This window comes from Cryobacterium sp. TMT4-31, from assembly GCF_004403385.1.
Taxonomy (GTDB): domain Bacteria; phylum Actinomycetota; class Actinomycetes; order Actinomycetales; family Microbacteriaceae; genus Cryobacterium; species Cryobacterium zongtaii.
Window position 1 is genome coordinate 125185 of the sequence record NZ_SOGI01000043.1, and the last position, 23985, is coordinate 149169.

21 protein-coding genes and 2 tRNA genes are annotated in these 23985 nt (G+C 68.0%); 8 read left to right on the forward strand and 15 right to left on the reverse strand.

The genetic code is table 11. The features are described from left to right. Window positions 1-8 precede the first annotated feature (8 nt). From E3T19_RS10170 to E3T19_RS10180, 3 genes are all read right to left on the reverse strand, one after another. Window positions 9-494 carry a hypothetical protein gene (locus tag E3T19_RS10170; protein ID WP_133159796.1) on the reverse strand — a complete coding sequence of 162 codons (486 nt, stop codon included), beginning with the start codon at window positions 492-494 and terminating at the stop codon, window positions 9-11. An 89-nt stretch (window positions 495-583) separates the two neighbouring features. Further along, window positions 584-1177, reverse strand: coding sequence for a hypothetical protein (locus E3T19_RS10175; RefSeq protein WP_103479554.1), 594 nt, complete (start codon window positions 1175-1177; stop codon window positions 584-586). Further along, window positions 1174-1866, reverse strand: coding sequence for a hypothetical protein (locus E3T19_RS10180; protein ID WP_134408739.1), 693 nt, complete (start codon window positions 1864-1866; stop codon window positions 1174-1176). The genes E3T19_RS10175 and E3T19_RS10180 overlap by 4 nt, the downstream gene beginning before the upstream one ends. Window positions 1867-2023: 157 nt before the next feature. Between E3T19_RS10180 and E3T19_RS10185 the strand changes: the two genes are divergently transcribed. Further along, the gene (locus tag E3T19_RS10185; protein ID WP_134408740.1) at window positions 2024-2815 is read left to right on the forward strand and encodes a hypothetical protein; all 792 of its coding nucleotides are present in this window, start codon (window positions 2024-2026) and stop codon (window positions 2813-2815) included. After that, window positions 2815-3363 carry an HNH endonuclease gene (locus E3T19_RS10190; protein WP_241980151.1) on the forward strand — a complete coding sequence of 183 codons (549 nt, stop codon included), beginning with the start codon at window positions 2815-2817 and terminating at the stop codon, window positions 3361-3363. Before E3T19_RS10185 ends, E3T19_RS10190 begins: the two co-directional genes overlap by 1 nt. A gap of 35 nt (window positions 3364-3398) precedes the next feature. On the opposite strand, the gene E3T19_RS10195 is transcribed toward E3T19_RS10190, so the two are convergent. Together E3T19_RS10195 and E3T19_RS10200 are read right to left on the reverse strand one after the other, a co-directional pair. Next, entirely contained in the window at window positions 3399-6317 is a 2919-nt protein-coding gene (locus tag E3T19_RS10195; protein ID WP_134408742.1) for a hypothetical protein, read from the reverse strand. 46 nt (window positions 6318-6363) lie between these two features. After that, complete coding sequence (locus tag E3T19_RS10200) at window positions 6364-6987, reverse strand: hypothetical protein (protein ID WP_088456382.1); 624 nt, start codon at window positions 6985-6987, stop codon at window positions 6364-6366. 416 nt (window positions 6988-7403) lie between these two features. On the opposite strand from E3T19_RS10200, the gene valS reads away from it, so the two are divergent. From valS to E3T19_RS10215, 3 genes are read left to right on the forward strand one after another with little or no spacing between them, the layout of a single operon-like run. Beyond that, window positions 7404-9986, forward strand: a complete 2583-nt coding sequence (gene valS / locus E3T19_RS10205) for a valine--tRNA ligase (RefSeq protein WP_088456383.1) — start codon at window positions 7404-7406, stop codon at window positions 9984-9986. A gap of 10 nt (window positions 9987-9996) precedes the next feature. Beyond that, on the forward strand, window positions 9997-10443 hold the full coding sequence (locus tag E3T19_RS10210; protein ID WP_088456384.1) for a GNAT family N-acetyltransferase: 447 nt from the start codon (window positions 9997-9999) through the stop codon (window positions 10441-10443). A gap of 2 nt (window positions 10444-10445) precedes the next feature. Then, window positions 10446-10712 (forward strand): hypothetical protein, encoded by a 267-nt coding sequence (locus E3T19_RS10215; protein WP_088456385.1) that lies wholly within the window; start codon window positions 10446-10448, stop codon window positions 10710-10712. A gap of 53 nt (window positions 10713-10765) precedes the next feature. On the opposite strand, the gene E3T19_RS10220 is transcribed toward E3T19_RS10215, so the two are convergent. From E3T19_RS10220 to E3T19_RS10230, 3 genes are read right to left on the reverse strand one after another with little or no spacing between them, the layout of a single operon-like run. Beyond that, window positions 10766-11977 (reverse strand): thiolase family protein, encoded by a 1212-nt coding sequence (locus E3T19_RS10220; RefSeq protein ID WP_088456386.1) that lies wholly within the window; start codon window positions 11975-11977, stop codon window positions 10766-10768. Beyond that, window positions 11958-13403 carry a class I adenylate-forming enzyme family protein gene (locus E3T19_RS10225; RefSeq protein ID WP_103479558.1) on the reverse strand — a complete coding sequence of 482 codons (1446 nt, stop codon included), beginning with the start codon at window positions 13401-13403 and terminating at the stop codon, window positions 11958-11960. Before E3T19_RS10225 ends, E3T19_RS10220 begins: the two co-directional genes overlap by 20 nt. Window positions 13404-13435: 32 nt before the next feature. Further along, a complete protein-coding gene (locus E3T19_RS10230) occupies window positions 13436-14302 on the reverse strand; it encodes a class I SAM-dependent methyltransferase (RefSeq protein ID WP_088456388.1) in 867 nt (288 codons plus the stop codon). Between the two features lie 67 nt (window positions 14303-14369). Here E3T19_RS10230 and E3T19_RS10235 point away from each other — a divergent pair, with 67 nt between their 5' ends. Continuing rightward, on the forward strand, window positions 14370-16415 hold the full coding sequence (locus E3T19_RS10235) for a M3 family metallopeptidase (protein ID WP_103479560.1): 2046 nt from the start codon (window positions 14370-14372) through the stop codon (window positions 16413-16415). An 81-nt stretch (window positions 16416-16496) separates the two neighbouring features. On the opposite strand, the gene clpX is transcribed toward E3T19_RS10235, so the two are convergent. The 5 genes from clpX to E3T19_RS10260 form a co-directional block, all read right to left on the reverse strand. Beyond that, window positions 16497-17777, reverse strand: a complete 1281-nt coding sequence (clpX, locus tag E3T19_RS10240) for an ATP-dependent Clp protease ATP-binding subunit ClpX (RefSeq protein ID WP_088456390.1) — start codon at window positions 17775-17777, stop codon at window positions 16497-16499. Window positions 17778-17935: 158 nt separating this feature from the next. After that, the gene (locus tag E3T19_RS10245) at window positions 17936-18622 is read right to left on the reverse strand and encodes an ATP-dependent Clp protease proteolytic subunit (protein ID WP_370294270.1); all 687 of its coding nucleotides are present in this window, start codon (window positions 18620-18622) and stop codon (window positions 17936-17938) included. Between the two features lie 12 nt (window positions 18623-18634). Continuing rightward, complete coding sequence (locus E3T19_RS10250) at window positions 18635-19234, reverse strand: ATP-dependent Clp protease proteolytic subunit (RefSeq protein ID WP_088456392.1); 600 nt, start codon at window positions 19232-19234, stop codon at window positions 18635-18637. A gap of 165 nt (window positions 19235-19399) precedes the next feature. Further along, window positions 19400-20806, reverse strand: a complete 1407-nt coding sequence (tig, locus tag E3T19_RS10255; protein ID WP_134408743.1) for a trigger factor — start codon at window positions 20804-20806, stop codon at window positions 19400-19402. Window positions 20807-20860: 54 nt separating this feature from the next. Further along, a tRNA-Pro gene (locus E3T19_RS10260) sits at window positions 20861-20937 on the reverse strand. Window positions 20938-21143: 206 nt separating this feature from the next. Between E3T19_RS10260 and E3T19_RS10265 the strand changes: the two genes are divergently transcribed. Next, window positions 21144-21217 (forward strand) — tRNA-Gly (locus E3T19_RS10265). A 28-nt stretch (window positions 21218-21245) separates the two neighbouring features. Here the strand turns inward: E3T19_RS10265 and E3T19_RS10270 are convergent. Then, complete coding sequence (locus E3T19_RS10270; RefSeq protein WP_103479561.1) at window positions 21246-22199, reverse strand: oxidoreductase; 954 nt, start codon at window positions 22197-22199, stop codon at window positions 21246-21248. Window positions 22200-22202: 3 nt separating this feature from the next. Further along, window positions 22203-23189: an L-lactate dehydrogenase gene (locus E3T19_RS10275; RefSeq protein WP_103431987.1), complete on the reverse strand. Its 987-nt coding sequence runs from the start codon at window positions 23187-23189 to the stop codon at window positions 22203-22205. A 98-nt stretch (window positions 23190-23287) separates the two neighbouring features. Between E3T19_RS10275 and E3T19_RS10280 the strand changes: the two genes are divergently transcribed. Next, window positions 23288-23977 carry a hypothetical protein gene (locus E3T19_RS10280; protein WP_134408744.1) on the forward strand — a complete coding sequence of 230 codons (690 nt, stop codon included), beginning with the start codon at window positions 23288-23290 and terminating at the stop codon, window positions 23975-23977. Window positions 23978-23985: the final 8 nt, after the last annotated feature.

A 23985-nucleotide genomic window follows, 5' to 3' on the forward strand; every position in this document is an offset into this window, starting at 1 on the left:
CTGGCAGGTCAGTCCACGGCGAACCTGGCGTACTCGGGCAGGACGCCCGGGACGGAGATGTTGACGGTGAGGGACGAGGAGTCCCCCGCCTCGGCGGGCACCACGAACTCCGCCACGAAGGAATACCGGGTGCTCAGGTCTGAGCTGCAGGAGGTGAGCGACGGCCCTCCGGGGCCGAGGTCGATCGCACCCTGGCTGGCGTTCGACCAGCTCCGCGTCACGGTCCCGCCACCGGATTCCTCCAGCCGTGCGGTGCACCCGTCCGGCACGCCATCCGGCCCTGTGCCCGTCGGGTCGACCTCGACCGTGACGGATATCAGGTCGGTGCCGGCCGGGAGGTCACGCTCACGCCCGGCTGCGCTGTCTGCGCTGACCCTGTCGGTCGCCTCGATGCGCCACCGTGCGTTGCCGTACTCAAGCATTTCGCCCGCTGTGACGTTCACCGACCGGCTGGGCCCGTCCTCGACATACCGGATCCACTGGTTCGCGAACATGATCCCCAGCGTCGCCGGTAGGAGCACCAGAATGGCCAGCAACGCTCGGCCGTTCCGCCTCAGCCAACCCGCGCGCTCTCCGCCGCGACTCACCTGACGCCCCAATGGGGCAAGTCGACATCGATGCTCGGTCGCACGTCCAGTGCGGCCAGATCCACGGGCATCACAAGCAGGGAGTCGACGCGCGGGTCGGAATTCCTGGCGAGTTCGAGGGTGGCGCGTTCCGCAGCCGGAGCCGAGACGACGTCCGCGGGGAGTTCGAACATGAGCGGGCCGGTCAATGGGATGCCGGTGGCGGGCCTGCCTGAAACGAGCGTGGCGGTCCCCGGCCGGGTCGAGGCGCTGTATTCGGTGTCACCCACCCGCAGCACGGCCGTGCCGAGTGTCCTGTCCCGGTCTTCCACCACAGCCTCGACGCTGAGTTCGACAACAACCCAGACGCCCGGCGTGCTGCCGGCCCAGCCGTTTCCGGCGGTCACCGCCTCCGTGATCGCGACGGAATGCACGGTGGCGCGAATGTCACGCCCGCTGGCCGGCTCCGCCAGCGTCGCCGCTACGACCATCGGTGAGTGCTGCAGCTCCCGGTTCGGCGTCGTGTGTAAGACGACCGACGCGACGGACAGGACGGCCAGCAGCGCCGCCCCGTTCGCGGCATACCGCCAGCGCGCGATCGGCGGGGTCATCCCGACACCCCGGCCCCGACGTCGCCCAGCTCCAGCTCCAGGGTGCCCGTCACGACGGGGTCGTCGTACAGTCCGCCGTAGGTGAGCTCGCCCTCGCTGATGAGCACGCGGTCGAGCAGCTGAACGTCGATGGAGTCACCCTTCGCCACGGCGTCGCCGGCAACCTCCCAGATGAATACGACCTCGACAGGCACGCCGGGTTGCGCGAACACCGTGCCGCTGCCGTCATCGATTACCAGGACACGGGTCGGCGGCTCGGCCTCGGGCAGACCGGGCACCCCGCCCACCCGGATCCTGTCCGACTCGGCCGTGCCCAGTCGGATGGCCTCCGTGGTGGTGTTGTCCACCATCGCCCGTACGACGAGCAGCCGGTTGCCCTCGGCCGGAACGAGCAACTGCTCAGGAAAGGCGTCGATGAGCAGCGCCTGGCTGACGGTGACGGTGAGCTCGGATCCGACGTGGCGTTCACCCGCCGCGATGACCGGGGCAGCCTGGACCGGTGCGTCAGAGAGGCCGCCGAACACGGCCGACAGCCCGAGGAGCACGGTCGTCAGTGCGGTCAGGAGCCACTTAGTCGGCAGCCGGTCGGCGAACCCGGGGATACGCTCCCGCCAGAAGGCGGGCCTGGGCGGCGGGATCGGGGTCGCGCCGGGAGAATCGGGCGGGGCTGCCGCTGAATCATCCGGCACTGAATCCCCCTCGGTAGGCCATGGGGACATCGTAGCGAGCGAAGGGACCGTTGATGCGTCCAGCCCGCTACTCCTCCACAGGCGGCCGGTTTGAGGACCTTTCCCCACCCGGTTCTGGAGGGGCTGGAGTGTCGGTGGTCGGTGCGATTATCGGGGTATGAGCAGCCCAGCTGAGCAGTTCCCGACCGACCCGGAGGACCCGGGTCACGACGCCCGCAGCCCCGATGCCGACGCTCACGCGCAGGCGCACCGGCGCCGCCGCACCCTGCAGGAGCAGGCGCAGGCCACCCTCGCCCGGAAGGTCACCAAGGCCAGGAAGGCCCACCGCAGGATCGCGAAGGCGACCGCCGAACGTGCTCGCGCACTCGCGGAGCTGCAGCGGTGGAGCTCCGACCCTGCCACCGCGAAACTGCTCAACCCGGACTACGCCGCCGAGTCGGCCCGCGGGCCGGTCCGCACCGACGCCGACGCGAGCCCGCGGAAGGTCGCGGCGTGGGAAGACCAGGAAATCGCCCGCCGCACCATCACGACCGAGGTCGCCTGCTCGCTGCGCCTGGCTGATCGCACGGCGGAGAACCTGATCGGTGAATCCTCCTTGTTCGCCGGCCCGATGCAGGCCACTTCGACGGCGATGAGTTCCGGCGAGATCAGTTACCGGCATGGCCAGGTGTTGATGGAGCAGCTCAGCTTCCCCCCGCTCGAGGAGGCCGCCGAGTTCGAAGCGAGGTTGCTGCCCGTGGCGAAAGACCTCACGGTCGGCAAGCTCGCGGTGAAGGCCCGGCGGATGCGGGAGCGGGCGCACCCGGAGACCCTGACCCAACGGGCCACCGCCGCGGTTGCCGAACGCGGGGTCTGGTGGGAGGGTCGGGCCGATGGCATGGGCACTCTGACCTGGTCCTGGACGGGGTCACCCCCGCCGGCACCGGCGGCGGCATCCGCGGCAGCGTGATGGTCACCGTCCCGGTCTTCACCCTGATGGGCCGAACCATGGAACCGGGATTCCTGGAAGGGTACGGGCCGATCCCGGCCGACACCGCCCGGGAGATCGCTGCCGGCTGCCCCAGCTTCATTCGGATACTCACCCACCCGGAGACCGGGGCCGTGCTTTCGGTCGGAAAAGAACACTACACAGCCCCCGCTGATATGCGCCGTTGGGTTGCGCTGCGGGACGGCACCTGCCGTTTCCCGGGCTGCACCCGGCCCGCATCCCGCAGCGATATCGACCACACCATCGCCCGAGAACACGGCGGACCTACCGACTTCGACAACCTGGCCCACCTCTGCCGCGCCCACCGCCGGCCCAAACACCAAACACTATGGGCCGTGGTGCAAGAACCCGGCGGGGTGCTGCGCTGGACCTCCCCGGCCGGGGAAACCCACCGCACCTACCCCGAAACCACCCTCGGGCCACCACCCACCCTGGCCCCCACACCCAAACCACCAGCGACACCGGCACGGCCGCGGACAAGCGACCTGCCCGACGATCCGCCGTTCTGATCGGGCGGGTTCGGGCGAACTCCGCTATTCCACGACTACGGAGCGATCGTGAAACCGGGGCCGACCCCCGCCGCGAGGGTCCCCGACGTCGCGGTGAGCGTGTAGCTCCCCGCCCGATTCACCCGGCAACCGGCGAACGCCGCCACACCGGACACCGCCGCACGAGGGTTACTGGTACACGTGAGAGTGGCGCCTGCCGGGGTCGTCAGCCTGACAGTGACCGAGGCCGAACTCGCAACGACGTTGCCGCTGGCATCCTGGATGGCCACGCTCGGCTGGGTGCCCCAGACCTGGTTCACCGACCCACCCGACCCAGCCGCAACGAAGACCAGCTTGCTCGCGGCACCGGGCGTGACCGTGAATGCGGGACTCACGGTCGTCAGAGTGCCGGCGGTTGCGGTGAGTGTGTATGTACCGGCCTTGTCGATGCTGCATCCCGAGAAGATGAATCCCCAACCGACGTACGACGGCGCGGGATTTGTCGCGCAAGCCAGTGTTGCGCCGGCAGCATTGGTCAGGGCAAGCGTGGCCTGCCCGGTCGCGGTGACAGCGTTACCGCCTGCGTCTTGCACGGTCACTGCCGGCGTGTTTCCGAACGTGGTCGCCGAGGTCGTCGACCCTGGTGAAGAGACGAAGACCAGCCGGGCTGCGGGCCCGGTCGCGACCGTCAAGCTTGCGCTCGTGGCGGCGGTGAGATTGCCGGACACCGCCCGCAGCGTGTAGCTGCCGGCGCGGTCGACGGCGCAGCCGGCGAATGCGGCTGCGCCCGACAGCGGGGAGACCGGGTTCGTCGTGCAGGTCAGCGTGGCTCCGTTTGCGGTGGTCAGGCTCAGTGTCACCGGCGTGGTGCCGGTCGCGATGTTGCCGCCGGCGTCCTGCACCACGACCGTGGGTTGGCCGGAGAACGCCACGCCGCCGGTCGACCCACCGGGGTTGACGCTGAAAGCCAGTTTCGCTGCAGGACCCGGGGTCACCGTGTAGCTGCCACTGACAGCCGCGGTCAGGACGCCGGATGTGGCGGTCAGCGTATAGCTGCCTGCCTTGTCGATCCTGCAGCCGGAGTACGTCGCAACCCCGGACGCTGCCGCCTTGGGGTTCGCTGTGCAGTACAGCGTGGCCCCGGCAGCGGTCGTGAGCTTCAGGGTCACGGCGGCGGTGCTCGCGACGGTGTTGCCGCCGGCGTCCTGAATCGCGACCGCGGGTTGGGTGTCAAAGGTGGTGTTGTACCGGGTCGTGCTCGGTGCCGACGTGAAACCCAGTTTCGTGGCGGGTCCGACCGCGATGGTGAAGCTTGCGCTCACTGCCGCCGTGAGTGTTCCCGAGCTGGCGGTCAGGGTGTAGGTGCCCGCCCGCCCGATAGAGCAGCCGACAAATGCGACGGTCCCGGTGCCCGTGGCCGGGTTCGCGCTGCAGGCGAGGGTTGCCCCCGCCGCTGTGGTGATCGCCAGGGTGACCGGCATGGTGGTGGCGACGGCGTTGCCACCCGCGTCCCGTACGGCGACCACGGGCTGGGTGCCAAAAGCTCTCCCGCCGGTTGAGCCGGACGGGCTGGTGGTGAAGACGAGGCGAGCGGCGGGACCAGCGCTGATCGCGACGGATCCGCTCACGGCCGCGGTCAACCCGGCCGCGGTCGCGGTCAGGGAGTAGCTCCCGGGCTTGGTGATCTTGCAGCCGGCGAAGGTCGCGGTTCCGGCCACGGCAGCTCTCGGGTTGGCCGTACAGGTGAGGCCGGCCCCTGCTGCGCTGGTCAGGCCCAGGGTGACGGCCGCTGTGCTGCTGACGGTGTTCCCGCCGGCATCCTGGATCGCCAGTACCGGCTGGACGGCAAAGGCCGTGTCCACCGATGTGGAACCCGGTTGGGCCGTGAAGACCAGCTTCGAGGCCGGGCCCGTCGTGATGGTGAATGTGGCGCTGACAGCGGCGGGAAGTGCGCCGGAACGGGCGGTCAGGGTGTAGGTTCCGGCCCGGTCGATGCGGCAGCCGGCGAATGACGCCCGGCCGGAGACGGCGGCTACCGGATTGGCCGCGCAGGCCAGGGTCGCCCCAGCCGGATTGGTCAAGGTCAGGGCCACGCTGGCGGAGCTCGACGCGGTTTCCCCTTCGGCGTTCTGGATGGCCACGACGGGTTGACGGGCCCAGGCGACGCCGCCGGTTGACCCGGAGGGGGCGGTCGTGAAGGCCAGTTGGGTTGCGGGGCCGGCGGTCTCCCAAGAGCTGCCGGCCATGGTTGTGGAGGCGCTGAAGGCGGCGGTCACCTCGGTTGGCGGTGCCGCCACCAGTGTGACGGCGATCAGGGTCGCAACGACTCCCACTGCGGCCAGTTCGGCCGGAGCAACCCGCGGGCCCCTCCCCTGGCGGGACGGTCGGAAGTGACGTCCACGGGGCCGGCGCGGCCGGGGGTTCGCGGCGCCGTCCAGCGCGACGACGACGACGGCCGCGGCGGTGAGGATCAGCCACAGCACTAGCGGAGTAATGGCCGTCGTGGTCAGCCAGAAGGCGGGCAGCCCGATCCAGGGGATCAGGAGCTGGGCTTGGCTGATAATGTCGCCCCGGTCCAGGGGGCTGCTGTCCACGCTCTGGTTGGCGTCACCCGCCGTGATGAGCGACCCGTCCTCGTTGGCCCCGACGACCCGGTGCAGCATGGTGCCTGCGGTGGCAGATCCGGCCGGGGCGGGGAAGCTCACGACGCGCCCGAGGGGCGGCGGAGTGTCGGCCTCCATGGGCTCGGAGAGCACGACGTCGCCGGTGCTGATCAGCGGTTCCATGGACCCGCTCTGCACGATCGAACCCGTGAGGCCGGTGAGCATCGGCAGGGTGGCGCAGGCGCCCAGGGCAAGCATCAGCACCAGGTAGGCCCTCGACAGGGTGGCGATCGTCAGGAATCCCCAGCCCCCGCGCACGGCGCGGGGCTGGCGACCGACGGTGCTGTCGGTGGATCCGCTGTCGAGGGACACTGCTACCTGATCTGTCGGGGCGCTACCTGGTGGTGGGATGGCCGAACTAGTTGCTGTTCTGCAGCTCCCAGACGAGGTCGATGCTGGTGGAGGCGCCCTGCAACGCGTCGACCTGCAGCTGGGTCAGTCCGGTCGCGTCGAAGGTCCAGGTGCCCTTGTAGGTCTTGGACTCCCCGCTGGCGTTTCCTGTGGTCGTCCACGCGCTACCACCGGTGGCGTAGTCGCTATTGACCGTGGACAGCGTGGCCAACGACGCTGCCGGCAGGACCGGGACCGCCGGGTCGATGACGAAACCCGTGCAGTCGGCGAAGCTCCCGCCGGTGCCCTGTTCGATCTTCAGCTTGATGTATTTCTCCAGTCCCTGCGCCGAGGGCGACAGGTTCTGCACATAGGCCTTGACTACCCCGGCGACGGACGACGATGCCGTCACGACGAGGCACTTCTCGCCCGTGTCGCCAGGCGTGACATTGGTGACCTGGAAGCCGGCGGTGCCGTTGTCGTCGTCCGTGAGGGCCACGCTTCCGGTACTCCAGCTATTGCCGGGGTTTCGGGTCGAGGATGAGAAGGCGGCGTTCGACGCCTGGAACACCATCGCGCCGGCGAGCAGGATGGCGGCCGGGCCAACACCAACGGTCACAATACGCCGGGCGAGTGTACTGGGTTTACGCATGACGGAATCCTTCGGTTCAGGGCAGGCCGGGGTCCAGAATGAAGGCCGCAGTATGCGACCCAATCGAAACCCTGAGTTGACCCAGTCAGGAAGGAAATTCCCCGGTAGACCCAAAAAAATCGGTTGCCCCTTCGCTCAAACTAGCGGTCTCCCACCACCGCGCACAAGTTAAATCTGAAGTATTTTCATGTCAATATTCTTCGCCATTCTGGCGACCGCCCCGGCACCGCGCCGCCCGCCCGCCAGATGTCCGCCGAAAGGCAGATTCGGTGGGAGCCAACGTCGCGATCCTCGCTCGGATCAGCCCGTTCGCCCCCTCGTCGTGCGGCCTCGGGCGCAGAATCGGCTAGATTGGTTCAGCAGTACTGAAGGCACCTCACCATCGACACGGTGCCGCTGAACCGAATCGGAGTGTCATGACCAACGCTGACCGCGTTCCCGAAAAGCCCGCCCTCGAAGGGCTGGAAGCCAAGTGGGAGACCAGTTGGGAAGCACAGGGCACCTACCGCTTCGACCGCGCGGCCGCCACGAAGGAGTCGATCTTCTCGATCGACACTCCCCCGCCGACCGCCTCCGGCTCACTGCACATCGGCCATGTCTTCAGCTACACGCACACCGACGTCGTGGCTCGCTTCCAGCGCATGCGCGGCAAGAGCGTCTTCTACCCGATGGGCTGGGATGACAACGGCCTGCCCACCGAACGACGTGTGCAGAACTTCTACGGCGTGCGCTGCGACCCATCGCTGCCGTACACGCCCGACTTCGTGCCGCCCTTCGAGGGGGGCGACGGCAAGAGCACCAAGGCCGCCGACCAGCTCCCCGTGAGCCGCCGCAACTTCATCGAACTCTGCGAACGCCTCACCGTCGAGGACGAGAAACAGTTCGAGGAACTGTGGCGCACCCTGGGCCTCAGCGTCGACTGGAACCAGAGCTACCGCACCATCGCGCCGGAGTCCATCACCGCCTCCCAGCTCGCTTTCGTCGGCAACGTCAACCGTGGCGAGGCCTACCAGGCCATGGCTCCCACCCTCTGGGACGTCACCTTCCGCACTGCCGTCGCCCAGGCCGAACTCGAGGACAAGGAGATGCCGGCCGCGTACCACCGGGTCTCCTTCCACAAGCCGGACGGCTCCACCATCGAGATCGAGACCACCCGGCCGGAACTCCTCGCCGCCTGCGTCGCTCTTGTCGCGCATCCGGACGACGACCGCTACAAGCCGTTCTTCGGCAGCACGGTACGCACCCCGGTGTTCGACGTCGAGATCCCGATTCTCGCTCACCACCTCGCCCAGAAGGACAAGGGCTCGGGGATCGCGATGATCTGCACCTTCGGCGACGTGACCGACGTGGTCTGGTGGCGTGAACTCGACCTGCCCAACCGCGCGATCATGGGCTTCGACGGCCGTATCATCGCCGAGGCCCCCGACGTCATCGTCACCCCGGCCGCGCTGGCCGCCTACGCCCAGCTTGCCGGCAAGACGGTCTTCTCGGCCAAGCAGGCCATGGTGGAGCTCCTCCGTGAGTCCGGCGACCTGATCGGCGACCCCAAGCCGATCGTGCACCCGGTCAAGTTCTTCGAAAAGGGCGACAAGCCCCTCGAGATCGTCTCTACCCGCCAGTGGTACATCCGCAACGGTGCCCGCGACGAAAAGCTTCGCGCCCGCCTGATCGAACACGGATCCGCTCTGCAGTGGCATCCTGAATTCATGCGCGTGCGCTACGAGAACTGGGTCAACGGCCTCACCGGTGACTGGCTTGTCTCCCGCCAGCGCTTCTTCGGAGTTCCCCTGCCCGTCTGGTACCCGCTCGACGCCGAGTCCAACCCGGTCTTCGACCAGCCGATCATCGCCACCGCCGACCTGTTACCCGTCGACCCGTCCTCGGATGTGGCCCCCGGCTACACGGCCGAGCAGCGCGGAGCGGCCAACGGCTTCGTCGGCGAGGTCGACGTGATGGACACCTGGGCCACCTCGTCCCTCACCCCTCAGCTGGCCGGCGGTTGGGAGCGCGACCCCGAACTCTTCGACCTCGTGTACCCGTACTCGCTGCGTCCCCAGGGCCAGGACATCATCCGCACTTGGTTGTTCTCCACCCTCCTGCGCGCCGAACTCGAACACGGCGAATCGCCGTGGAAGCACGCGGCACTGTCGGGCTTCATCGTCGACCCCGACCGTAAGAAGATGTCCAAGTCCAAGGGCAACGTGGTCACTCCCGCCGACGTGCTCAGTCAGCACGGTTCGGACGCCGTACGGTACTGGGCGGCGTCCTCGCGGCTGGGCACCGACGCGGCGTTCGACCCGAAGAACCCCACCCAGATCAAGATCGGCCGCCGCCTGGCGATCAAGATCCTCAACGCCAGCAAGTTCATCCTCGGCTTCGCCGGCGATGACGCAGCACCGGTGACCGAACCCATCGATGTGAGCATGCTCGCCCGTCTCGACGTCGTCGTCGGCCAGGCGACCGCCGCGTTCGACGCATTCGACCATGCCCGTGCGCTCGAGACCGCCGAGAGCTTCTTCTGGACCTTCTGTGACGACTACCTCGAACTGGTCAAGGAACGCGCCTACGGCGAGCCCGGTCCGGAGCAGGCGTCGGCCGTCGCCGCGCTGCGTACCGCCCTGTCGACCCTGCTGCGCCTGTTTGCCCCGTTCGTGCCGTTCGCCACCGAAGAAGCCTGGTCGTGGTCCAACGACGACTCGGTGCACCGTGCCCCATGGCCGGTCGCCTCTGGCACGACGCCGGACGCCGACAGCCTCGCGCTGCTGGACCTGGCCAGCCGGGCGCTCACGGGCATCCGCCGCGCGAAGACCGACGCGAAGGCGTCACAGAAGTCTGCCGTCGTCTCCGCCACCATCGGCGGACCGGAAGCAGAGGTTGCCCTGCTCGCGCAGGTCGCCGCCGATTTGAAAGCAGTAGGCCGGATCACGGACTTGACCTTCGTCAAGGCCGATGAGCTGGTCGTAACTGATATCGTGCTCGCCACGGTGTCGGAAATCTAAGGAGAACCGCATGTCAATCAAGGTCCGCCCGCTGGGCGACAAAGACTTCTTCCCGTGGCTGGGCCTGCTCGAAGGGTATAGCGAGTTCTCCAAGAGCGACCTGACCGACGAGAAGGCTCTGCGTGTGTGGAGCTGGATCATCGACAAGAACCATGACCTCGACGGCGCTGTCGCGGTCGACGACAACGGGGACTTCGTCGGATTCACGCTCTACCGACCGTTCCCACGCACCCTCAGCGGCGACGTCGGACTGTTCATCGACGACCTCTTCGTCACCTCGGCTGTCCGTGACGGCGGGGTGAGCAAGTCCCTGCTGGAATTCGCCCGCGAGTACGCCAAGGCGCACAATTACCGCACCCTGCAGTGGGTCACCACGGCAGACGACAAGTCCGCCAAGAAGCTCTACGACGAGGTCGGCACCCGCACCAGCTTGGTCACTTACCAGGCCGAGGTCTAACCATGCAGCTCGGAACCCGCTGGTCCCTCGGCGCAGAACCGCCGACCGGGCTGCCCGAGGTCGTCGTCATCGCCCTGCAGGCGGTCGAGGGCGACCTCGAGGCGCTGCCCGACGACACCAGCGCCTGGCGATGGACGTTGACCTGGCTGGAAGGCAACCCGGTCATCGAGCTCGACGACGGCACCGTCATCCGGTTCGACCCGAAGGAAGACAGCGCCACCATCACGCAGCCCGCCATCGTCATGGACGATGACGAGGACTGGATCTAGTCTTCGTTCCGCCACTGCCCTTGTTCCGCCACTGCCCGTTTTCTCCCAGCGCCCTAGCTCTCCCACCGCCACAGGGCGGCGAGCCCCAGTCCGCCCGCGATGCTCAGGGCGCTCAGGGATAGCTCACCCGCCGAAGCCTCGGCGCGGCACTGGCTGAGCAGGCGCAGAACCAGCAGCGCGCCGGAAGCTCCGTAGGGGTGCCCGAGCGCGATGGCACCGCCCTGCAGGTTGGCGCGCTCCACCGGGACCGCTATCAGGTCCAGCGATGCCAGCGTCTGCGACGCGAACGCCTCGGTGAACTCGACCCGGCCCAGCTGCGCGGCCGATACACCGGTGCGGGCGAAGAGTCTGAGCGCAGCCGCCCCGCCGCCGATCCCGAGCAGGTTGGGGTCGACGCCCGCCGGCACCGCATCTACGAAGGCCAGGCAACCGGATGCGCCGAGAGAGGCCGCCCGCGCCCGGCTGGTGACAACCACAACCACGGCGCCATCCGCGTCGCCGCAGGAGTTACCGGCCGTGACCGTTCCCCCAGCAGTGAACACCGCCGGAAACCGGGCCAGGAGGCTCGGGGTCAAGGTCGGCCGCGGTCCGGAATCCACCGAGACCGGCCCGTTCGCCGTCTCAACGTCGACGATCTCGGTGGCGAACGCGCCCGCCTGCCCGGCCGCAACAGCGAGCCGGTGGCTTCGGAGGGCAAAGGAATCCTGCCGCTCGCGTTCGATGCCGTAGGCGGCCGCGACCGTCTCTGCCGCAACGCCCATGTCCGGGTCGCCGATGTCGTCGGGCGAGAATCGCACCCGGTCGTAGAAATCCGGGGCGCCGTCCGTGGAACTGAGCCGGTGGGCTCGCAGCGGAGCCGTGCTCGTGCTCTCGACCCCGCCCGCGAGGTACAGGCTGCCGGCACCGGCCTGCACGAGCCGGCAGGCGAGAACGATGGCCTCGAGGCCCGATCCGCATTGCCGGTCGATGGTCACCCCGGGAACGGCCGGCGGAAGTCCCGCCGTGAGCAGGGCCAGTCGCGCCACGTTGCCGCCGCCGGCCACGGCATTGCCGATGATCACGTCATCGACGTCTGCGGCGGGCAGGCCACTGTCGGCCAGGACTGCCTCGAGCACCGGCGCCAGCAGCTCTGCGGCGGTCACGCCGCGTAGGGCCCCGTTGAAACGGGTGAACGCCGTGCGACGGCCCAGCAGGATGACGGGCTGCCGGTCATCAGGGATGACACCCGGCGTGGGGCTGAGCGGATCAGCGGAGGCGAACGACACGGGGGTCCTCCTCCTCGATCCACCGGGCCAGCAGGCCGCGACTGACCTTGCCGGCCGTCGTCACGGGAAGCTCGGTCAGCCGGAAGAAATCACGCGGCCGGTGCTCGCCGGCCAGCGCTGAGATGCAGGCGTTCCGGAGCCGGGCGGCGTCCACCACGGGCGCGGCGATCACGGCGGCGACGACCCGGGTGCCGACGACGGCATCGGCGCATCCCGTCACCACGGCGGCCTGCACTCCTGGCACCCGGTGCAGGGCGGCCTCCACCTCCTGCGGATACACATTGGTGCCGGCGCTGACGATCATGTCGGCACGGCGACCCAGCACGTGCAGCACGCCGGACTCGTCGAGAAAGCCCTGGTCGCCGACCGTGCACCACGCGCCGACGCGTGTAAAAGCCTCTCCGTCATCACCCCACAGGTAGCCGTCACAGACGAAGTCGCTGGCAACCTGGATGGTTCCGGTCGCACCGGCGGGGAGCGGTCGGCCGTCGTCGTCCGCGATGCGGATGCTGACCCCGGGAAAGGGCTGGCCCACGGCACTGTCGGCGCCGGCGACGGCGCTGCCGGCAGCGTCGCCAGGGGCCACCGACGACGCCGCGACGAAGCCCAGTTCGGCGGCGCCGTAATAGCTCACGATGGTGGCGTGGGGCGCCCACCGTTGCAGCAGCCCGGTGGTGGCCGCGTCGAGCCTGGCCCCACCGCTCACGATGCAGGTGAGCCCGCGATCCACCCGGCCGGCCGCCACCGCCCGGTCGGCGAGCATCCGCAGCACGGTCGGAACGGCCACCAGCCTGCTGATCCGTTCCCGCTCGAGGCAGCCCAGCACTGCCGCCACATCAAACCTCTCCAGGGTATGGAAGCTGCCGCCGGCCTGCAGCGATTCGGCCAACGCGTAGAGGTTGAGGCTGGCCGTGAGCGGACCCGGCGCGAGCGTGCGGTCATGCCGTGTGAGGTGCAGCACCTCGGCGCTGTGCTCGAGTGACCGCTGCCAGGACCGCCGCGTGCGGCGGAAGGCCTTGGGCAGGGAGGTTGTTCCCGAGGTGAATCCGTAGAGGAAGGTGGACTCTGCCGGACCGTCGGTAAGACGCCCCGCGGTGCCTCCTCCAGGACCGGACGCACCCGGCGCACTGCGCGCATCGGATCCGGTGGCGATGCCGCGTAGGCGCCCCTCGACCTCGGCGCGCTGCTCTGCCGGCCAGTGCGGGTCGAGCATGGCGACGCATCCGCTGCCCGACACAGCCGCGAGGAAGTCAGCGACGACGTCGATGCTGTTGACCCTGTTGAGCACGGTGAGGCCGGTGCTGCCGGGGTGGTCGAGAATGCGTTGGCGCAACTGGGCATAGCTGACCTTGTCGTCGTCAACGGCCACGGCGACCTGGTCGGGGAACGACTCGGCCCAGAGTTGGAGGGACGTGAGAATGGGCATCGGTACCATTTCTACCGCACTGTGCCGGCGGATCAGGACGGTTGGACGGCGATGATCTCGCCGTGCGGCATGCAGAACCAGCCGTCCGGATCCTCGGCCCACCGGTGCCACGCGGCGCTGATCTCGTGCAGGTCGCTCAGCCGGGCGGCCCCGGACTCGATGGCGTGAGCGGCGAAGTCCGCCTCGATTGCGCGCGCCGCCCAGGATTCGCCCCACCATTCCCGCTCCGCCTCCGACGAGAAGCACCAGATCGACGCGCTCACGCTCACCGTGTCGAAGCCGGCCTGCCTGGCCCAGGCCTTCAACGCCCGACCGGCGTCGGGGTCACCGCCGTCGAAGCTGTGCACCGCGCGGTACACCTGCATCCAGGAGCCGAGCCCGGCCAGCTTCGGGTACCAGGCCACGGCACCGTAGTCCGCATCGCGGGCGGCGAGGATGCCGCCGGGCTTGAGGACCCGCCTCATCTCACGCAGCGCCGCCACCGGGTTGTCCAGGTGCTGCAACACCTGGTGCGCGTGCACAATGTCCACGGATGCGTCCTCCGCCGGCAGCGCGTAGGCGTTCCCGACCGCGAACCTGGCGTTGTGCACTCCCTCATCGAAGGCCAGGCCCGCCGCCTGCTGCACGGCCAGGGCCGACGTGTCCACGCCGAGAACGGAGCCCGGCGCGAGCCGTCGGGCCAGATCGAGCGTGACGGTGCCCGCTCCGCTCGAGACATCGATCAGGCTGAGGCCGGGTCGCAAGTGCGGGAGCAGGTAGCCGGCGGAATTCTCGGCGGTGCGCCAGGTCAACACCCGTTGCGGGTGCTCGTGACCGAACGGATGCCCGGCACGAGGTGCGGTCTCCTGTCGCTCCGGGGTGTCACCCCGGCCTCCATTGCTCGTGCCGACACTGTTCATGCCGCCACTGTACGACGCCTGGCCCCGTTGTGAGCGGCCCCGTCAACCGGCGTCCTAGGCTGGGTCCATGGCCGACTCCGCGAATCCCTTCCTTGCTCCCAGCACCCTGCCCTACCAGCTGCCCCCCTTCGGTGAGATCCGCAACGAGCACTATCGTCCGGCGTTCGACGCCGGGATGGCCGAGCAGCTCGCCGAGATCACGGCCATCACGGCAGACCCCGCGGAGCCGACCATCGAGAACACCCTCATCGCACTCGAACGCAGCGGACAGGTTCTGCAGCGCGTGGCCACGGTGTTCTTCTCGCTGAGCTCGTCGGACGCCACAGAGTTCGGCACCGCACTCGAGGAGGAGCTCGCACCGCTGCTCGCAGCGCACGCCGACGCCATTCGGCTCGACCCTGCGCTGTACGCCCGTATCGCGTCGCTGCAGGAGCGACGTGATTCCCTGGATCTCGACCCGGAGACCGCGTACCTGCTCGAGCGATATCACACCGAGTACACCCTCGCCGGCGCGGCGCTCTCTGACGCTGACAAAGTATCCCTGCGCGACCTGAACATGCGTCTGTCCACCCTCACCACCCGGTTCGAGAAGAACCTGCTCGCCGACACCAACGACCTCGCCGTCGTGATCGACGACGTCGCCGAGCTCGACGGGCTCGGCGACGGCGAGATCTCGGCGGCCGCCGGCGCCGCCGCCGAACGGGGTCTTACCGGCAAGTACGTCATCACCCTGGTGCTGCCGACCAGCCATCCGTACCTCGCCTCGCTCACCAACCGCGCGGTTCGGGAACGCCTGCTGACCGCGTCCCGGTCACGCGGCATCCGCGGCGGCGAGCACGACAACCGCGAGCTGGTGCTCGAGATCACCCGCTTGCGAGCCCGGCGCGCGCGGCTACTCGGCTTCGCCAGCCACGCCGCATACGTCACGGCCGACGAAACCGCGAAGTCCCCGGAAGCCGTCGCCGGGATGCTGGATCGACTCGCGCCCGCCGCGGCACGCAACGCGCGCGACGAACAGCAGGCGCTGCAGGCCGCGGTACGAGACTCTGGCGGCGACTTCGAGCTCGCTGCCTGGGACTGGGCGTTCTACACCGAGAAGGTACGACAGGCCAGGTACGACGTCGACACGAGCGCCATGCGGCCGTACTTCGAACTGGAGCGGGTGCTGCACGACGGGGTCTTCTACGCTGCCACCCGGCTCTACGGGATCACCTTCACCGCACGGCCCGACCTCACCGCCTGGAATCCCGAGGCTCGCGTTTTCGAGGTCGCGAACGAGGACGGCTCCCCGGTGGGCCTGTACATCGCCGATTTCTACACCCGCGACTCCAAGCGCGGCGGTGCCTGGATGAACGCGCTGGTCTCGCAGTCCACCCTGCTGGGCACTCCCACCATCGTCACCAACAACCTCAACGTGCCCAAGCCCGCCGCTGGCTCCCCCACCCTGCTCACCTTCGACGAGGTCACCACCTTGTTCCACGAGTTCGGGCACGCCCTGCACGGTCTTTTCGCGCAGGTCACCTACCCGCGCTTCGCCGGCACCAATGTCTACAGGGACTTCGTCGAATTCCCGAGCCAGGTCAACGAGATGTGGATGCTCTGGCCCGAGGTCCTGGCGAATTACGCCAGGCACTACCGCACCGGCGAGTCCATGCCGCAGGAGCTCGTGGACCGCATCCGCGAATCGGCGACGTTCAACGAGGGATTCGCCACCAGTGAGTACCTTGCCGCCGCCCTGCTCGACCAGGCCTGGCACCGCATCACCGCCGACGACACCGTGGCGGATGTGGCTGCCTTCGAGGCGGCCGCGCTGGCCGCGGTGGGCCTGGACAACCCCGTGGTCCCCACCCGGTACGCGAGCACATATTTCGCGCACACCTTCTCCGGCGGCTACGACGCCGGCTATTATTCCTATATCTGGAGCGAGGTGCTCGACGCGGACACCGTGGCCTGGTTCACCGAGAACGGCGGCCTGACCCGGGCCAACGGTGACAGGTTCCGTGACCGGCTGCTCGGCGTGGGCGGCAGCGGCGACCCGCTGGTCGCCTACAGGTCCTTCCGCGGTCGCGACGCGCACATCCAGCCCCTGCTCGACCGCCGCGGGCTCGACTAACCGGCCGTAAACGTAATCGACCGTGGACGCAGAACCGCCCCCGATGTGAGGTCGGGGGCGGTTCGGGGCGGACGGGACCGGTTACGCGGACTTCTCCTCGCGCCGAGCCGAGTGCAGCACGATGGTGGGAGCCGCGTTCTCGAGGACCGATTCGCGGGTGACCACGACGCGGGCGACATCCGTGGCAGACGGTACCTCGAACATGATCGGTCCGAGCACCTCCTCCATGATGGCGCGGAGGCCTCTGGCACCGGTCTTGCGCAGGACCGCGAGGTCGGCGATGGCCTCGAGCGCGGGCTGTTCGAAGTCCAGTTCCACACCGTCGAGCTCGAACATGCGCTGGTACTGGCGCACCAGGGCGTTCTTGGGCACCGTGAGGATCTGCATCAGGGCGACCTGGTCGAGTTGGGTGACCGTGGTCACCACGGGCAGCCGGCCGATGAATTCGGGGATCAGCCCGAACTTGTGCAGGTCTTCCGGCAGCACCTCACTGAAGAGGTTGATGTCGTCGCCCTTGCTGTGCAGCGGGGCGCCGAAGCCGATGCCCTTCTTGCCGGCACGCTGGGAAATGATGTCGTCGAGCCCGGCGAAAGCGCCGGCAACGATGAACAGCACGTTGGTGGTGTCCACCTGGATGAACTCCTGGTGCGGATGCTTGCGGCCGCCCTGCGGCGGCACCGAGGCGACGGTTCCCTCGAGGATCTTCAAGAGCGCCTGTTGCACGCCCTCCCCGGACACGTCGCGGGTGATCGACGGGTTTTCGGCCTTGCGGGCGATCTTGTCGATCTCGTCGATGTAGATGATGCCGGTCTCGGCGCGCTTCACGTCGTAGTCGGCGGCCTGAATGAGCTTGAGGAGGATGTTCTCGACGTCTTCACCCACGTAGCCGGCCTCGGTGAGGGCCGTGGCATCCGCGACGGCGAACGGCACGTTGAGCCGCTTCGCGAGGGTCTGGGCGAGGTAGGTCTTGCCGCAACCGGTGGGGCCGATCAGCAGGATGTTGGACTTGGCGATCTCGACGTCGTCATGGATGGCGTCCGCCGCGGTCAGGGTGGCGCGGCTGCGCACGCGCTTGTAGTGGTTGTAGACGGCCACGGCGAGGGCGCGCTTGGCGGCTTCCTGCCCGATGACGTACTCCTCGAGGAATCCGAAGATCTCCCGGGGCTTGGGCAGCTCGAATTCGCTGCCGACTTCTTCGGCTCCGGCCTCGGCCAGACGTTCTTCGATGATCTCGTTGCAGAGCTCAACGCATTCATCGCAGATGTACACGCCGGGTCCGGCAATGAGCTGCTGCACCTGCTTCTGGCTCTTTCCGCAGAAAGAACACTTCAACAGGTCGGCGCTCTCGCCTATTCGGGCCATCCGTGAGCCTCCTCCATCAATGACGCTGAATTCGAGCCTAGCTTGTGCGTGTGACAGATGCGTGCAGCCACGGAACAATGCGAAACGGCGCGCCGCCTCGGGGCGACGCGCCGTTCGGTGAACAGGCTGACCAGAGGGCCAACCCGTCCGTTGCGGTACTACTTGACCAGCGTGGGCACGTTCTTGCGGCTGGTCAGGATCTGGTCGATCAGACCGTATTCGAGGGCCTCTTTCGAGCCGAGGATCTTGTCGCGGTCGATATCCTTGTGGACCTGCTCCTTGGTGCGGTTGGAGTGACCGGCGAGGGTCTCTTCAAGCCATTCGCGCATCCGCTGGATCTCGGCCGCCTGGATTTCGATGTCGGAGGCCTGGCCGCCACCCTGGCCGCCGGCCGACGGCTGGTGGATGAGGATGCGGGCGTTCGGCAGCGCGAGGCGCTTGCCGGGTGTTCCACCGGCCAGCAGCACGGCGGCGGCGGAGGCCGCCTGGCCGAGGCAGACCGTCTGGATGTGCGGACGGATGTACTGCATGGTGTCGTAGATCGCCGTCATGGCGGTGAAGGAGCCACCGGGCGAGTTGATGTACATCACGATGTCGCGGTCGGGGTCCTGGCTCTCGAGGACCAGGAGCTGGGCCATGACGTCGTCGGCCGAGGCATCGTCAACCTGCACGCCGAGGAAGATGATGCGGTCCTCGAACAGCTTGGCGTACGGGTCCTGGCGCTTGTAGCCGTAGGCGGTGCGCTCCTCGAAGGTGGGGAGGATGTAACGCGACTGCGGGGCCTGCGGTGCCATTCCACCGGGCGCCATTCTGCCGGCCTGGTGGCCAAAATTAGTGAATTCCATTTTCTGCCCGTCCTACTTCTTGTTCACTGAGTCGTCGGTGCCGCCGCCGCCGACAACCTGCGTCGCAGATTCGCGCAGGTGGTCAACGAATCCATAGTCCAGGGCTTCCTGGGCGGTGAACCAGTTGTCGCGGTCGTTGTCGATGAGGATCTGCTCGACCGACTTGCCGGTCTGCTCGGCCGTGAGCTCTGCCATCCGCTTCTTCATGTCGAGGATGACCTTGGCCTGGGTCTGGATGTCGGCCGCCGTGCCGCCGAACCCACCGGACGGCTGGTGCAACAGCACGCGCGCGTTCGGGGTGATGTACCGCTTGCCCTTGGTGCCGGAGGAGAGCAGGAACTGGCCCATCGAGGCCGCCAGTCCGATTCCCACGGTGACGATGTCGTTCGATACGAACTTCATGGTGTCGTAGATTGCCATGCCCGCGGTGATCGAGCCACCGGGTGAGTTGATGTAGAGGAAGATATCCCGCTGCGAGTCCTCTGCGGCCAGCAGCAGGATCTTGGCACAGATCTCGTTGGCGTTGTCGTCTCGCACCTCTGAGCCGAGCCAGATGATGCGGTCGGCCAGCAGTTTGTCAAAAACGCCGGGTGTAAGTGCCATTTCGGCCATGTCGCGCTCCGTTTCGCTTGTCGCTTCAGAATGAATCTATAGGGTCCAACGCGCGCAAAAGGCTCTGTTCGCCCTCGGCAGATTCACGCCGGCGGCGGTACACGCAGAACGGGCCGGATGTCCGCAGACATCCGACCCGTTTACCAGCGCCATCAGGCGTCGGGGTTACTTCTTTGCAGCAGCCTTCTTCTTCGGCTTGGCCTCGGCGGCCGGGGCCTCCTCGGCTGCTTCATCAGAGGCGGCTTCATCAGAGGCGGCTTCGTCAGAAGGAGCCTCGTCGGCTGCAGGCTCGTCGTCGACGACGGCCGTGAACTCGGACAGGTCGACGGAGGCACCGTTGGAGTCGGTGACCTCGGCCTTGCCCAGGGCGATCGCGAGGGCCTTGTTGCGGGCGACCTCGGCGACCATGGACGGGATCTGGCCGTTGCCGGACAGGGCCTGAACGAACTCGCTCGGGTCCATGCCGTACTGCGAGGCACCCTGGATCAGGTACTGGGTGAGCTCGTCCTGGCTGACCTTGACCTTCTCAGCCTCGGCGATGGTGTCGAGCAGGATCTGCTGACGGAAGGTCTTCTCGCTGGCCTCGGTGACCTCGGCGCGGTGGGTCTCGTCTTCGAGGCGGTTCTCGCCCTCGAGGTGACGGTGCACCTCGTCGGCGATGATGGCCTCGGGGATCGGGACCTCGACGGAGGAGAGCAGCTGCTCGATGAGCAGCTCGCGGGCCTGGTTGCCCTGGCCGAAGACCTTGGAGCGGCCGACCTGGACCTTGAGGCTCTCGGTGAGCTCGTCGATGGTGTCGAACTCGCTGGCGATCTGCGCGAAGTCGTCGTCGGCGGTGGGAAGCTCGCGCTCCTTGACAGCGATGACGGTGACGGTGATCTCCGCGGTCTCGCCCTCGTGGTCGCCGCCGAGCAGCTTGGAGGCGAAGGTGGTGGTCTCACCGGCGGTGAGGGACTCGAGGGCCTCGTCGATGCCCTCGATGAGGTCGCCGGAGCCGACCTCGTAGGAGATGCCGCTGGCGTTGTCGACCTCGACACCGTTGACGGATGCGACGAGGTCGATCTGGGCGAAGTCGCCCGAGGTGGCGGGACGGTCGACCGTGATCAGCGTGCCGAAGCGGCTGCGCAAGGTGTTGAGTTCTTCGGTGACCTCATCGTCGGAGATCTCGACGGCGTCGACGGTGAGCTTGATGCCCTCGTAGACGGGCAGGTCGATCTCGGGACGCACGTCGACCTCGATGGCCAGCTGCAAGTCTCCGGAGAAGTCCTTGTCGCTGGGCCACTCGACGATGTCGGCCTCCGGACGGCCGAGCGGGCGCAGCTTGTGCTCGTCAACGGCCTTGCGGTAGAAACCGTCGAGGCTCTCGTTGACCGCGTGCTCCAGCACGGCGGACTTGCCGACGCGCTGGTCGATGATGGCGGGCGGGACCTTGCCCTTGCGGAAGCCGGGGATGTTGATGTCTTCGGCGATGTGCCCGTAGGCGTGGGTGATGCTGGGCTTCAGCTCTTCCGGAGTCACCGAGATGGTGACCTTGGCGCGCGTGGGGCTCAGCTTTTCTACCGTGGACTTCACGTTTAAATCTCCTGTGTTCGACAGATTATGTTCGACAGATGTGCAGGGGGGTGATGGTCGGGGCGACAGGATTCGAACCTGCGACCTCTCGGTCCCAAACCGAGCGCTCTACCAAGCTGAGCTACGCCCCGGATGTCATCTCACCCGTTGGGGCCACCAACTTGGCACGCATACTCACGCGACAGGCGGATTGACCTCCGTCAGTCTAGTGCACCACCCGCAGCCCGGGGCGTCCCTGAGCGGATTCCGGGCGCGTTCCGGGGTGTTTGTCGGCGCTGGGGAAATCACGCACCGAAACCTGTACTACGATATTCGAGTGCCAGCAGGTGTGGCACATGGGGATGTAGCTCAATGGTAGAGCCTCAGTTTTCCAAACTGATGGCGCGGGTTCGATTCCCGTCATCCCCTCCATATTGCAAGGGTCTCGGGCCCTTCCGGGTCAGGCGAAGACGTAGGTCACACCGGTAAGGCGCTCGCTCTCCGTCCAGAGGCGGCGGGCGTCGTCGGTGTTCTGTGCGCGCTTGGAGCGTGTGACGGGCACCGGATGCCCGTGCTGCTGCCCGAACCCCTCCGGCCCGACGAACGAGTTGCCGGCCAGCCCGGGCAGGGTGGCCGCGTACAGCGACGGCAACGCACCCCACACCGCCGGTTGGGCGAATTCCCGGGTCAGCGTCGCCATCAGGCGGCTGCGCCTGGTGGTGGTCTTCGCACCGCGCATGGCAGGACCGGCGGTCTGCAGGTTCGTCAGGGCGAAGCCCGGATGCGCAGCCATCGCCCGCAGGGACAGCTTCGCGGCCGCCGACCGGCGCTGCAGCTCGCTGGTGAACAACAGGTTGGCGAGCTTGCTCTGCCCGTACGCCGGCCACGGCCGGTAGCGCCTGGTGCCCATCAGGTCGTCGAAGTTCATCCGTCCGATGCGGTGCACCGTCGACGACAGCGTCACCACGCGCGCATCCGGGCCGGCCACCAGCAGCGGAAGCAGCCGCCCGGTCAGTGCGAAGTGACCCAGGTGGTTGGTGCCGAACTGCATCTCGAAACCATCGACGGTGCGCCGCTCGGGCAGGTTCATCACACCGGCGTTGTTCACCAGCAGGTCGAGACGACCGGGGCCGGCGATGAACTCCTCGGCGAAAGCGGCAATCGAGACCAGGCTGGCCAGGTCCAGCACTCGAACCGACAGATCGGCATCCGGCAGGCGATCCCGCATCCGCTCCACGGCCGCCGCTCCCCTGGCGCCGTCCCGCACGGCCAGGGTCACGGATGCGCCGTGCGCGGCCAGCTGCGCCGCGGTCACGAAGCCCAAACCCGAGTTGGCTCCGGTCACGATGGCGGTGCGGCCGGTGAGGTCGGGAATCTTGTCTTCGGTCCAGCCGTAGCCGAGTTTCGGTTCCACGGGTCAGGCCAGTCCGAGGGTGTCGAGGGAGGCGCGGAGGGTGGCGGCGGAGTGTTCGAACAGCGCCTGCTCCTTGGCCGAGAACGGCACGTCGATGACGCGGGCGATACCGCTGGCGTCGATGACGCTGGGCACCGACAGGGCCACCCCGCTGACACCCCGGTAGTCGGTGAGCACCGAGCTGACCGGCAGGATGGCTCCCTCGTCACGCAGCACCGCCTCGACAATGCGGGCGCCGGAGAGGCCGATGGCGTAGTTGGTGGCGCCCTTGCCCTCGATCACCTTGTAGGCAGCGTTCTTGACCTCGTCAGCGATCGACTCGAACTCGGCCTCGGAGAACGGCACAGATCCGCTGCCCTGCGCCGGTCCGGTGGCGCCGCGGGCCAGCATCCAGTCGGCCAGCGAGATCGGCCCGATACGCGCCTGCGACCAGAGCGGGAACTCGGAGTCGCCGTGTTCGCCGACGATGAGGGCGTGCACGTTGGAGATCGCCACGCCGACGCGTTCGGAGAGCATCCAGCGCAGCCTGGAGGAGTCGAGCACGGTGCCGGAGCCGAACACCCGCGCCGGCGGCAGGCCGCTGAACTGCTGGGCGGCCACGGCGAGCACGTCGACGGGGTTGGTGACGAGGACGAAGATGGCGTCGGGGGCCCGCTCGACGAGCTTGGGCATCAGGTCGCGCAGGATCTCGACGTTCACGCCGGCCATCTCGAGGCGGGACTGGCCGGGATGCTGGCGGGCGCCGGCGGTGATCACGACGACGTTGGCGCCACTCACCACGTCGAGGTCATCGCCGCCGGTGACCCTGGATGCCCCGGTGAACTGGGTGCCGTGTGCGAGGTCGAGCACCTCGGCGGCCACCTTGGCCGAGTTGATGTCGTACAGAGCCACCTCACGGGCGGACTCGCGGATCAGGGCCGCGTAGGCCAGGGATGTGCCGACGGCGCCGGCGCCGACGATGGCCAGTTTGGAGTTCTCAATCACGCTCATGGTCCCAGTGTCCTCTATCGTGGGTCCGCTCCCTCACGCCGTGCCCTGTCACGCCGGGTGCACTGTGCGGCTTGGCGGATGCGGGCCACTATGGCTGCATGCCCGACGAGGAACCGGCGCCGGCCCGCCCGAACCCGGAGGTACCGCCCGCGGTGCGCGCCCAGCTGCTCGCCACCGAGCACTGGAGCCTGCTGGCTTCGCGCAGCACCACCCAGGGTGAGGTGCTCACCCGCATCAGCATGTTCCTGTACCTGGTCTCGGCCGGGCTGGTGAGCCTGGCCCTGGCCGGGCAGGCCACCCAGTTCGACGAGGGCTTCCCCGGTTTCGCCCTCACGGTGCTCGGCATCATCCTGCTCGTGGGTGTCCTCACCCAGGTACGGGTGACGAATGTGAGCATGGAGGACCTGGCCTACGTGCTGGCGATGAACAGGTTGCGGGCGGCGTACGTGGAGCTTGACCCCGGGGTCGCGCCGTACCTGATGGCGTCCCGGTTCGACGACCTGCCCGGCACCCAGACCACCTACTACTTCCTGGGCGGCAAGCCGCGGAGTTTCAGCCAGGTTCTGGGCAGCAGCATGATGTTCATCATCGCGGTGAACTCCACCCTGCTCGGCCTGTTGCTGGCCGGGATCACTCTGGGGCTTGGCCTGCCGCTGCTCGTCTGCCTCGCGATCTCCGTAGTGGGCGGCGTGGGCTTCCTGGCCGGCTCGATCGTGGTGGGCGGCACCCGGTATCTCGGCTTCTGGCGGCGGTACACGCCGTTGTTCCCGTCTCCCCCTGCCGAGTGATCCCTGCT